The sequence below is a fragment of the Streptococcus parasanguinis genome (assembly GCF_009717775.1).
In the GTDB taxonomy this organism is placed as follows: Bacteria; Bacillota; Bacilli; order Lactobacillales; family Streptococcaceae; genus Streptococcus; species Streptococcus parasanguinis_AG.
On record NZ_WMZF01000002.1, the window covers coordinates 21,877 to 34,006 of the forward strand.

9 protein-coding genes and 1 riboswitch are annotated in these 12,130 nt (G+C 45.8%); of the genes, 6 read left to right on the forward strand and 3 right to left on the reverse strand.

Annotated elements, in window-relative coordinates:
• Positions 1-45: 45 nt before the first annotated feature.
• On the forward strand, positions 46-1,152 hold the full coding sequence (dinB, locus tag GMC92_RS04330) for a DNA polymerase IV (RefSeq protein WP_155199835.1): 1,107 nt from the start codon (positions 46-48) through the stop codon (positions 1,150-1,152).
• Positions 1,153-1,383: 231 nt separating this feature from the next.
• Here the strand turns inward: dinB and recD2 are convergent, their stop codons facing one another.
• The 3 genes from recD2 to rnhC form a co-directional block, all read right to left on the reverse strand.
• On the reverse strand, positions 1,384-3,816 hold the full coding sequence (gene recD2, locus GMC92_RS04335; RefSeq protein WP_155199836.1) for an SF1B family DNA helicase RecD2: 2,433 nt from the start codon (positions 3,814-3,816) through the stop codon (positions 1,384-1,386).
• A gap of 67 nt (positions 3,817-3,883) precedes the next feature.
• Positions 3,884-4,534 carry a signal peptidase I gene (gene lepB, locus GMC92_RS04340; RefSeq protein ID WP_155199837.1) on the reverse strand — a complete coding sequence of 217 codons (651 nt, stop codon included), beginning with the start codon at positions 4,532-4,534 and terminating at the stop codon, positions 3,884-3,886.
• 3 nt (positions 4,535-4,537) lie between these two features.
• Positions 4,538-5,437 carry a ribonuclease HIII gene (gene rnhC / locus GMC92_RS04345; protein ID WP_070846226.1) on the reverse strand — a complete coding sequence of 300 codons (900 nt, stop codon included), beginning with the start codon at positions 5,435-5,437 and terminating at the stop codon, positions 4,538-4,540.
• A 136-nt stretch (positions 5,438-5,573) separates the two neighbouring features.
• Here rnhC and GMC92_RS04350 point away from each other — a divergent pair, with 136 nt between their 5' ends.
• The 5 genes from GMC92_RS04350 (at position 5,574) to GMC92_RS04370 (ending at position 12,077) form a co-directional block, all read left to right on the forward strand.
• Positions 5,574-5,864 carry a hypothetical protein gene (locus GMC92_RS04350; protein WP_049471900.1) on the forward strand — a complete coding sequence of 97 codons (291 nt, stop codon included), beginning with the start codon at positions 5,574-5,576 and terminating at the stop codon, positions 5,862-5,864.
• Between the two features lie 10 nt (positions 5,865-5,874).
• On the forward strand, positions 5,875-6,429 hold the full coding sequence (locus GMC92_RS04355) for a CvpA family protein (protein WP_049506576.1): 555 nt from the start codon (positions 5,875-5,877) through the stop codon (positions 6,427-6,429).
• Positions 6,430-6,502: 73 nt separating this feature from the next.
• A complete protein-coding gene (locus GMC92_RS04360; protein ID WP_155199838.1) occupies positions 6,503-8,842 on the forward strand; it encodes an endonuclease MutS2 in 2,340 nt (779 codons plus the stop codon).
• A 159-nt stretch (positions 8,843-9,001) separates the two neighbouring features.
• Positions 9,002-10,420, forward strand: a complete 1,419-nt coding sequence (locus GMC92_RS04365) for a C69 family dipeptidase (RefSeq protein ID WP_155199839.1) — start codon at positions 9,002-9,004, stop codon at positions 10,418-10,420.
• A gap of 129 nt (positions 10,421-10,549) precedes the next feature.
• A riboswitch (glycine riboswitch) is annotated at positions 10,550-10,644 on the forward strand.
• Between the two features lie 101 nt (positions 10,645-10,745).
• Positions 10,746-12,077: an alanine/glycine:cation symporter family protein gene (locus tag GMC92_RS04370; protein ID WP_155199840.1), complete on the forward strand. Its 1,332-nt coding sequence runs from the start codon at positions 10,746-10,748 to the stop codon at positions 12,075-12,077.
• Positions 12,078-12,130 lie beyond the last annotated feature (53 nt).

Here is a 12,130-nt window from a genome sequence, read left to right on the forward strand (position 1 = left end):
ATTCTGAAATTTTCTTCCTATAATAGAAAGAAAGGAGGGTGAAAAATGCTGATATTTCCATTAGTGAATGATACCAGTCGCAAGATTATTCATATTGATATGGATGCATTTTTTGCTGCCGTCGAAGAAAGAGACAACCCTAGTTTGAAGGGCAAGCCTGTCGTGATTGGCCAGGACCCTCGTCAGTCAGGAGGGAGAGGTGTGGTCTCGACTTGTAACTATGAAGCAAGGAAATATGGCATTCATTCAGCTATGAGCTCTAAAGAAGCGCTGGACCTTTGTCCTCAAGCCATTTTTATCTCTGGAAATTATGAGAAATACCGAGAAGTAGGTGAGCAGGTCCGTGAGATTTTCAAGCGTTATACAGATCTCATCGAGCCGATGAGTATTGATGAAGCCTATCTAGATGTGACGGAAAATAAAATCCAGAGCAAATCAGCTGTCAAAATCGCCCGCTTGATTCAGCATGCTATCTGGGAAGAGCTGCATCTCACAGCTTCAGCGGGTGTTTCTTATAATAAATTTTTGGCCAAGATGGCAAGTGACTACCAAAAACCCCGTGGCCTAACGGTGGTTTTACCGGAGGACGCTAAGGATTTCCTGAGCCAAATGGACATTGCCAAATTTCATGGAGTAGGAAAGAAGACAGTAGAGAGACTACATGAGATGGGTGTCTATACTGGCGCGGATCTTTTAGCCATCCCGGAGATGACTTTGATTGATCGGTTTGGGCGATTTGGCTATGATCTCTTTCGAAAGGCGCGAGGGATTCATAATAGCCCTGTCAAGAGCCATCGTATCCGCAAGTCGATCGGAAAAGAGCGGACCTACCGCAAGCTCCTTTATGCAGAAGATGATATTTTAGAAGAAATTGCCAATCTGTCCAGTAAGGTGGCCCAATCGCTGGAAAAACATGGTAAGCAAGGAAAAACCTTGGTCTTAAAAGTGCGCTATGGAGACTTTACCACCTTGACTAAGCGTATCACCTTGACGGAGCCAACGCGAGATGATGAGCGCATCAATCGTTCAGCGCGTCACATTTTTCAAGAAATCGAATCGATAAATACAGGAATCCGCCTCTTGGGTGTCACCATGACCAACTTTGTTGATCATACTGAACTGTCTCTGGTAGAGGAAGAAAAAGACAACTAGTCTATTCACTAGTCGTCTGAGATTGATGACAAAGTCATCTTAGAAACTTTCCTTAGGTGAGTACGGACGTCAGCGAACTTCTACGAAGTTCCATGACTTAGTTTTGAACCTAAAGTTTCAAAACTCCCGAGTGCTAGAAACCATAGTGTTTCTAGCACTTTTCTCACGGCGGAAAGTTTCAGTTGTATTTGAATGAGTCTTAAAAAATATATTATTTTAATTTTTGGGGTATCAATTAGGTTGTTTGACGTCAAAGAAGGCTGCAATCTCTTCTTCTGTTAGTCCAATCATAGGCGAGATGGCGTGGAGATTGTCTTCTGTTAGTCGATAGACAGTAGGCTTAGACGTCTCTGCTTTCGTTTCAACAGTTTCTTCCTTGCTTCGTGCAGATTCGACTGTAGCAGAAGCCGTTGCAAGGGATGAAGAATAGTCTGTGGTTGCTTCGCCTCCGTCCAGGTCCTTGAAACGTTCAACCAAATAGGTCTTGCGCGCTGTACCTGTATTTTTAGTAGCGAAATCAAAGGCGCTGTATTCTCCTAAGAGAATCAGCTTGCTCTTTGAGCGCGTGATGGCGGTATAGATCAAATTACGCTGCAACATCCGGTGGCTTTGATTGGTAATGGGTAAAATCACCACAGGAAATTCGCTTCCTTGCGATTTGTGAATACTCATCGCATAGGCTAAGCGAATCTTGTACCATTCATTGCGCGGGTAGACGATTTCATTGCCATCAAATTGGATAGTCAATTCATCTTGCTTCGATTCTGTATATTTTCCGGGGAGAAGATCGGTAATGTAGCCAATATCTCCATTAAAGACATTGCTTTCTGCATCATTGACCAGATGGATAACCTTGTCTCCATCGCGGTATTGGCAGTCTGGCGTGTCAAAGACGACCTGATCTTTGATAGCTGGATTGAGAAGGTCTTGCATGAGTGTATTGATGTTGTCAATGCCAGCCTGGCCCTTGTACATAGGTGCCAAGACTTGGATATCTCGAGCCGGGATCTGACTGCGAAGGGCAGCTGAGGTGATCTGTTCGATCATCTTAGGGATGTGTTCGCTTCCGGCTTCGAAATAAGAGCGGTCGGCTTTTCGTTCTGTGAAATCTTGAGGAAGCTTGCCCTGGCGAATGTCTCCTGCAAGTGAGACAATGGTCGAATCTTCACTCTGACGGAAAATATGTTCGAGTTTGGTCTGAGGGATGCTTGGGATCTGCAAGAGATCAGCCAAGACCTGACCAGGGCTGACGGAAGGTAATTGGTCGGCATCTCCCACAATCAAGAGTTTGGTATCTGTTGCGATGTTGCTGAGTAATTGATTAGCCAGCCAGGTATCAACCATGGAAAATTCGTCCACAATGATGAAGTCTGCATCCAGATAGTCCTCTAAGTGGCTGGTGTCATCATCTCCTGTCATCCCCAAATGGCGGTGGATGGTGGCGCTCGGAAGTCCTGTCAGCTCATTCATGCGTCTAGCTGCCCGTCCTGTTGGGGCAGCCAAGAGGATCGGCAGGTCTTGTTTCTTCCGAAGATCCAGCTGGTGGAGTTGGGCATAGACACTGATCATCCCATTGATAACGGTAGTCTTTCCTGTCCCAGGACCCCCTGTGAGGATAAAGACCTTGTTTTGGATCGCTTGGTGAATCGCTTCTTTTTGAATCGCATCGTAGCGAATTCCCAGATCTTTTTCAACCGCCTCAATCGCCTGGTTGATTTTCTCAGGGTCAAATGAAGTCGACTTTCCTTTTTCCAATAATCGACCGATATGACTGCGAATCCCTTCCTCCGCAAAGAAGAGGCTGTTGTCAAAGATCTTGGTGTCCACGTTTTGGACCTTGTCTTCCTCGATGAGGCGTCCTAATTCTTGGGCGACAGTGGAAGGATCCAATTCTACTGGACGAGCGGATTCTAGAAGGTCAATGGTATAGCGCAGGAGGTCCTTGGCTTCGATAAAGGTATTTCCAGTCTCGATAGAGTAGCTAAAAAGGCTGTGGATCAGGCCCGCGCGGAAACGCTCAGGGGCGTCACTTGCAATCCCCAATTCTTCGGCTAGTTGGTCCGCGATTTTAAAGCCCATGCCTTGGATATCTTCCACCAATCGGTAGGGCTGTTGCTCCACGATCTGGAGGGTTTCTTCCTTGTAGAAATCCTGGATCTGAAAGGCCAATTTATTGGGAATGCCATAGTTGGCTAGTTGGGCGAGAATGCGCTCCGTTCCGTAATTCTGACGGAGTTTTTCCACAAAAGCCAGGCGGTTTTTCTTGGAGAGACCTGTGATTCCTTCTAATTTTTCAGGGGCCTCCAAAATTTTGTCAATGGTATCGTCCCCATAGAGGTCCACGATTTTTTGGGCTGTTTTGAGACCAATTCCTTTAAAGTGATCGCTGGAAAAATATTTCACCAAGCCCTTGCTAGAGGGTTTGGCACGTTCATAGCGACTGATTTTGAGCTGCTCTCCGTATTTAGGATGATGGACCAGCTCACCCCAGAAGGTGTAGTCTTCGCCTTCCATGATATCTGCCATGGTTCCTGTCACAATAATCTCAAAATCATCAAAATCTTCGGCATCGGTATCGCTGATGTCGAGCAAGAGGATTCGAAAAAAACTGCTAGGATTTTCAAAAATAATGCGCTCAATAGTACCAGAAAAATAATATTCCATCATTTCTTTCCTTTTTATGAAGCGAGGCTGGGACATACTTGTCTCAGCCTCAGTCTGTTAATCTATACTAATAAGTTTTGAAAGGGTAGATCGGCCAGAGTCTAAAGACGGCTTGCCCTTTGATTTGTTCTTTCTTGAAAGCTCCGACCTGACGGCTATCTTTTGAAACGATCCGGTCATCTCCAAGTAGGAGGTATTCATCGTCGAGCAACTTCAAGGTAAATTTAGGATTGCCATCCTTGTCTACTGTAAAAGCTTGGGCTGTATTGGCCAATTGGCGGAAGAGTTCTCCGTTTTCTTCGAAGCCTTTTCCAGTGTAGGTTGATTGCAATTTATCTTTTTTGAAACGAGCGATGTAGTCTTTCAAATAGGGCTCGTTGGTCTTTTTCCCATTGATGTAGAGGGTATCGTTGTCGTACTGGATAGTATCTCCAGGAAGACCGATGACCCGCTTGACGATGTCCTTGGTTTTGCCGTCGTCGTCTTTTTCATTGGCAACGACAATGTCGAAACGATCAATTGAGAGGTGGTTGACCACAAGGAGATACTCGCTATCTGCTAGGGTTGGATCCATCGAATGGCCATCCACCTTGACCGGAGCCCAAAGGAAGATGCGAGAGGCGATGATGAGACCAACGATGATGCTGAAGAGGCCCCATTCTTTAAGGAATCTCACCACTGGTGAGCTAGATGACTGTTTTGAACTTCTTTTTGACATAACTTATCTTTCTAGTAATTTCTTTGCTTTTTCTGTGTTTTTAAAATGGAGTTTGGCACAATAATCCAGAGCTTTCATCCCGTAGGTCTGAAGCAATTTAGCAGCGACTTGGTCAGATTTAGCCCCTGCTCCACTAGGGAGATTAAAGCCCAGTTCCTTGCCCAGATCTTCCAGATTTTGAAGGAAGAGATTGCGGGCGATGATGGAACTAACTGCAACCGCTAAATATTTGCTTTCTGCTTTTTCTTCCAACTCAATGGCTTGGGTGACCTGATTTTTTTCAGCTTTCACGTATTTTTGGTAGTTTTTAGCCGTCGTAAAGGCATCGATCACAATTCGCTCTGCTTGGACTCCCTTATTTAATAGAAGATAGATGGCCTGATTGTGCAGAGCCACTTTGACCGAAACAGCATTGTAGCCAGAAGCAATGACTTCATTGTACTTCTTTGGAGACAATAAGAGTGCTTGGTGCTGGATGTTTTCCTCAAGGAGAGGAGCCAATTGCTGAATTTTTCGATCATCCAAGGTCTTTGAATCCCCTACACCGAGCTTTTTGAGCCAGTCGTGCTGGTCAGGTGTGACAAAGGATGCAACGACGGTAAGTCCACCAAAATAAGAGCCGTTTCCGACCTCGTCGGTTCCGATCATGGCTAGATCTTGTCCTGCAGATGAAGTAGTAGAACCTTTAGGGTTCCCAGCATCTTGCCCGAAAAAGGCCAGGTAAGGAGTCAGGTCATTGCCCTGAAGCAAGACTTTTCCAGACTTGTAGATCGAAACGGTCGCTCCCTCTAGTCGAAAGAAATAATCCATATGAGGGTTCTTGCTTTGAGAGAGAGAACTGCGATAGGTATGGACAAAATCAAGGATTTGCTCCTGTGTTGGAGTGAGTGTCATACTTTCCATAACCACTATTGTACCACAAATTCAGGGAGAGAGGGAGCAAAAAGAAAGAAAGAATCCACTGGAAAATCCCTGTGAAGAGGGGCTTTGCTACTGACAAAGCTAGCCTTTTTTGGTATAATACCGTGAGGTGATTTTTATGGCGAGCTTAAATAGATATAAATTTACATTTGGAAACAAAGCGCTCACTTTAACAACCAACCATGATAATTTGTTTATGGAAGAAGTCGAACGTGTTGCGAAAGAAAAATACCAAGCAATTAAGGAACAAATGCCAGAGGCCGATGATGAAACCATCGCCATCTTATTGGCAGTAAATAGTTTGTCCATGCAGCTGAATCGCGAGATTGAGTTTGACGACAAAGAAACAGAATTAGATGATTTTCGTCGCAAAGCTTTAGACGACTTAAAGGATAAATCATCTAAATAAGAGGAGATACATGTTAACTTTCTTAATCTTATTGATTTTGGCATGGAGCTTTTATATTGGCTATGCAAGAGGCATCATCCTCCAGTCCTATTACTTTCTAGTGACCTTAGTGGCCCTCTTGATTGCAGGTGGTAGCTACAAGGGACTGGCTAAGGTTTTGTCTCTATGGGTTCCTTTTTCGAGTCCCACCCAGCAATCGGTGAATTATTTTTATGCCAACCGCTACCTGTTTCAATTAGATGACATCTTTTATGCAGGGTTAGCTTATGTGTTGATTTTTGTGCTGGTTTATTTGATCGGCCGCGTGATTGGAATCTTTATGCACTTGGTTCCCCAGCCAGAAAAATTGGAGGATCGCAAGTATCAAATTGGAGCGGGTGTGATCGCCGTCGTGATAACCCTCTTGGTGATCCAGATGGGCTTGACTATTCTCTCAACAGTTCCCATGGCTTCCATCCAAAATAGACTAAATGCAAGTGGATTGATCCGCTTTATCATCCTTCATACCCCGATCAGTTCCAGTCTGTTCCACAACTTGTGGGTGACTGCGATTATCGGAGCTTAAGGAGCAAAAATGAAGAAAGGAGTGAGACAAGTCCGATTCAAGGAAGGACGCTCACTTTTTTTGTAGGAGAAACATGAATAAAAAAATCTTAGATATTCTGGAGTTTGACAAGGTCAAGCAACTTTTTGAACCCTATCTACAGACAGAACAAGGGGAGATGGAGTTAGCAGTCCTTACTCCAACCGATAAAAAAGAAAGCATCGAAACGGCCTTTATTGAGCTAGAAGATATGGAGCAGATCCTCTTGGAAGAGCCTCGCTTTGCCGTGTCGACCATTCAAGATGTCCGTCCAGTGGCCAAGCGTTTGGAGATGGAAGCGGCCCTCAATATCGATGAATTATTAGCGCTAAAAGCAGTCCTTCGGGTGACACATGAGCTCAAGGATTTCTACGACAACTTGGAGAATGTCCGTCTGGAAAGGCTCCATCGCCTCTTTGACAACTTGGTGGATCTGCCCCGCTTACAAGGTGGGCTTCAAGCCATCAACGAAGGAGGTTTTGTCGAGTCTTTTGCCAGTGAAAAATTGGCCAAAATTCGTCGTCGCATCCAAGAGAATGAACACCAGGTCAGAGAGATTCTACAAGACCTGCTGAAAAGCAAGGCCGATATGTTAGCGGATGCTGTGATTGCTAGCCGGAATGGACGCAATGTTTTACCGGTAAAAAACACCTATCGCAACCGGATTGCAGGGGTGGTCCACGATATCTCAGCCAGTGGGAATACCGTTTATATCGAACCTCGTGCAGTGGTCAATCTCAATGAAGAAATCGCCAATCACCGAGCAGATGAACGGTATGAAATCATTCAGATTCTGGAGGAATTGTCTGACAGCCTGCGCCCCCATGCGGCAGAGATTGCTAACAACGCCTGGATTATCGGTCACTTGGACTTGATCAAGGCCAAGTATCGGTTTATGCGCGATTGTAAGGCAGTGGTCCCAGAGGTTAGCAGTAATCGCTCTATTCAGCTCTTGCAACTACGTCATCCCTTGATTGAAAATGCCGTCGCGAATGACCTGCATTTTACCGAGGACTTGACAGAAATCGTGATTACCGGTCCCAATACAGGGGGGAAAACCATCATGCTAAAAACGCTGGGACTAGCGCAAATTATGGCCCAGTCTGGTCTTCCCATCCTAGCGGATCCAGGTAGTCGTGTGGGCATCTTCTCACAAGTCTTTGCAGATATTGGAGATGAACAATCGATCGAGCAGAGCTTGTCGACCTTCTCCAGCCATATGACCAATATCGTATCTATCTTGAATCAAGTGGATACCGCCTCCTTGATCCTTCTGGATGAGTTGGGGGCTGGAACCGATCCTCAAGAGGGGGCTGGCCTTGCTATTGCTATCCTAGAAGACTTGCGCTTACGCGGGATTAAGACCATGGCGACAACCCACTATCCAGAGCTCAAGGCTTATGGGATTGAGACTGCAGGAGTGCAAAATGCCAGCATGGAGTTTGACACAGCGAGTCTGCGTCCGACCTATCGCTTCATGCAAGGAGTTCCTGGACGCTCCAATGCCTTTGAAATTGCCCGCCGTTTGGGCTTGTCTGAGACCATTATCCAGGATGCCATGAAGATGACCAATACGGATAATGATGTCAATCAGATTATTGAAAAACTGGAGGCGCAGACCTTAGAAAGTCGCAAGCGCTTGGATACCATTCAAGAGGTCGAGCAAGAAAATCTCAAATTCAATCGTGCTCTTCGAAAACTCTATAACGAATTGACCAGAGAGAGAGAAACAGAGCTTAATAAGGCGAGAGAAGAGGCCAAGGAAATTGTGGACATGGCCCTCTCAGAGAGTGACCGTATCCTTCAAGGCCTTCACGCCAAATCCCAGTTGAAACCACATGAGATCATTGAAGCCAAGGCTCAGTTGAAAAAACTAGCTCCTGAAACCGTCGACCTTTCTAAAAACAAGGTCTTGAAAAAAGCCAAAAAGGCGCGTGCTCCTAAGGTGGGAGACGAAATCTTGGTTATCAGCTATGGCCAACGCGGAACCCTGGTCAAGCAACTCAAAGATGGTCGCTGGGAGGCGCAAGTTGGCTTGATCAAGATGACCTTGGAAGAAAAAGAATTCAACCTTATCAAGGCTGAAAAAGAAGCAACTCAACCTAAGAAACGCCAGGTGAATGTCGTCAAACGCTCCAACACGAGTGGGCCGAGAGCACGTCTGGATCTCCGTGGAAAACGCTATGAAGAGGCCATGCAAGAGCTAGATGGCTTTATCGATCAGGCCCTGCTCAACAACATGGCCCAAGTCGATATCATCCACGGGATTGGAACGGGAGTTATCCGTGAAGGGGTGACCAAGTATCTCCGCCGCAACAAACACGTCAAAAGTTTTGAATATGCCCCCCAAAATGCGGGTGGAAGTGGCGCAACCATTGTTACGTTTAAAGGCTAATCGAATCCTAGCTGTTTATCAGCTAGGATTTTTAAAATCTGACATAATGAAAATGATTGAAAGTTGTTGAAAAGGATTCACTTTTAAATCTGATTTTCAGTAGGTCCTCCCTTTTAAAAGTGCTATAATAGAGGCAATGAATGATTTGGGAGGATACGCATGCGTAAACGTGAAAGTGCAGATTCGTGTACAACGATTCTAGTCGGAAAAAATGCTAGCTATGATGGTTCGACCATTGTAGCACGAACAGAGGATTCTCAAAATGGCGTTTTTACGCCCAAGAAATTGATCGTGGTCAAACCGGAAGATCAACCGCGTCATTACAAGTCTGTTTTATCAACTTTTGAAATCGACTTGCCAGATAATCCAGTTCGCTATACAGCGGTTCCAGATGCCATTCCTAAAGACGGGATCTGGGGAGAAGCTGGGATCAATGTCTATAATGTAGCCATGAGTGAGACAGAGACCATTACGACCAATAGCCGTGTGCTAGGGGCAGATCCTCTTGTAGAGAGTGGCATCGGTGAGGAAGACATGCTGACCTTGGTCTTGCCTTATGTTAAGACCGCCCGCGAAGGGGTCTTGCGTCTCGGAAAGATCTTAGAAGAGTATGGAACTTATGAATCCAACGGGATCGCCATTTCAGATGTGAATGAAATCTGGTGGTTGGAAACCATCGGAGGTCACCACTGGATGGCGCGCCGTGTTCCAGATGATGCCTATGTGACCAACCCCAACCAACTGGGAAGTGATTATTTTGAATTTGGCAATCCAGATGAGTTTCTTTGTGACCCGGATCTTGAACGTTTTGTCACAGAGCACCATTTGATTTTGGATCAAGAAGGGAAAGGTTTTAATCCACGCTATGCCTTTGGTAGCCAAAAAGACAAGGATCGCCACTACAATACACCGCGGGCTTGGGCCATCCAGCGTTTCCTCAATCCTGAAATCAAGCAGGATCCACGGAGCTTCGAGATTCCTTGGTGTCAAAAACCTTATCGTAAGGTAACGATTGAAGATGTCAAATATGTCTTGAGCAACCACTACCAAGACACCATCTACGATCCTTATGGCCCTGAAGGAGATCACGTGAGTCAGCGGACCTTCCGGACGATCGGGATCAACCGGACCAGCCAGACAGCAATTCTGCAATTGCGTCCCAATAAACCACAAGAAACGACAGGCATCCAATGGATTTCTTATGGCTCCATGCCTTACAATACAGCTGTTCCTTTCTTTACCCAAGTGGATACAACGCCAGACTACTTTGCCAATACGACGGCTAAGGTAACAACGGATTCCTTCTACTGGGCCAACCGGATTATTGCGGGACTGGCAGATCCTCACTATGCTCACCATGTTGGTGATTTGGACGATTACCAAGAAACGACAATGGCCTGGGGACATGCGCGCATCAATAAAGTCGATCGTGCACTTGCAGCAGGTGAAACCGTTGATTTTGAGGCGGAAAACCAAGCTATGAGTGATCAAATCCAGGAAGCGACAGATCAACTCTTGGACAAGATTTTGCTCGATGCTAGCAACCTCATGACCAATCACTTCTCCTTGAGTGATTAAAAAGAGTAAATTTTCAGGTGGTTTGCAAGATGTTTTCAGAAACGATTGACAAACTTTTGAAAATCAATTAAAATAGAGAAAATTACATACGACCGAATGAAGTTTGCAGGAGCGCGAGTGACTGTGAATGGACGGAACTCTGGAGAGACCAGAAATGGCACCGAAGGGGCAAGGTAGAGGATGCATCTACTCAAACTCTCAGGTAAAAGGACAGAGCGAAAGATAGGGAAAGCCCCTATTTTAAGCAGGACCAGAGTACATGTTTGACATGTGCTCTTTCTTTTTCTCTTTTCTGTCGAGCGGTCGATGAAAAAGGAGACAGAAAATGGATCATGTATTGCAGTTTTTTCAGCAGCTCGATAATCTAGTGTGGGGCACCCCCTTATTGGTGCTCTTGGTAGGAACAGGGATCTACCTGACCCTTCGCTTGGGTTTGCTTCAGATACGCTACCTTCCAAAAGCTTTTCGCCTGATCTTTACAGAAGATGAGGGACACGGGGATATCTCGAGTTTCGGAGCCCTTGCGACAGCTCTAGCGGCTACTGTAGGGACGGGGAATATTGTAGGGGTGGCTACAGCGATTCAGACAGGTGGCCCAGGTGCCCTCTTTTGGATGTGGATGGCAGCCTTCTTTGGAATGGCGACCAAGTATGCAGAAGGACTCTTAGCCATTCGTTATCGGACCAAGGATGACAACGGTCATATCTCAGGTGGTCCCATGTACTACATTCTTCACGGGATGGGAGAGAAGTGGCGACCACTGGCTATTTTCTTTGCGGTTGCAGGAGTTTTGGTGGCCCTCTTTGGGATCGGAACCATGACCCAGGTTAATTCCATTACGGGATCTCTTCAAGCCAGTTTTGGAACGGCTCCAGAAGTGGCTAGTGTAGTGATTGCTCTAGTGGTTTCGACCATCATCTTTGGTGGAATTCACTGGATTTCCAAAGTCTCTGAAAAAGTGGTTCCTTTTATGGCTGCTGCCTATATCTTTGCGACTGTCACGATCATTTTCTTGCATCTGGACCAATTGCTTCCAGCCTTGAAATCGGTCTTTTCGGGTGCTTTTACAGGGACTGCAGCCATGGGAGGTTTCGCAGGAGCAACGGTCAAAATAGCTATCCAAAAAGGGGTGGCGCGTGGAGTTTTCTCTAATGAATCTGGTCTCGGATCTGCCCCAATTGCAGCAGCAGCGGCGAAGACCAATGAGCCAGTCGAACAGGGCTTGATCTCCATGACAGGAACCTTTATTGATACCATTATCATCTGTAGTTTGACAGGACTTTCGTTATTGGTTTCAGGTGAGTGGATGGCTAAGGGCAGCACTAGTACCTTGACTCAGGATACGTTTACAGGCGTCTTTGGCCCAGTCGGAGGCATCATTCTGACCCTATGCTTGGTGCTTTTTGCGACCACGACCATACTTGGATGGTCTTATTACGGAGAGCGGTGTTTCGAATTCCTTTTTGGCGTCAAACATATCAACCTCTATCGGACCTTCTTTGTTTTTATGGTTGGACTAGGAGGCTTCCTTAAGCTGGATCTGGTCTGGGTGATTGCGGATATTGTGAATGGGCTGATGGCTTTGCCCAACCTGATCGCCCTTTTAGCTCTCTCCCCTGTCATCATCAAAGAAAGCAAACAATACTTTAAGAAATAAGAAAACCCAGATCGCGAGGTCTGGGTTTTCTTGTCTATTTGAGATAGGCTCAT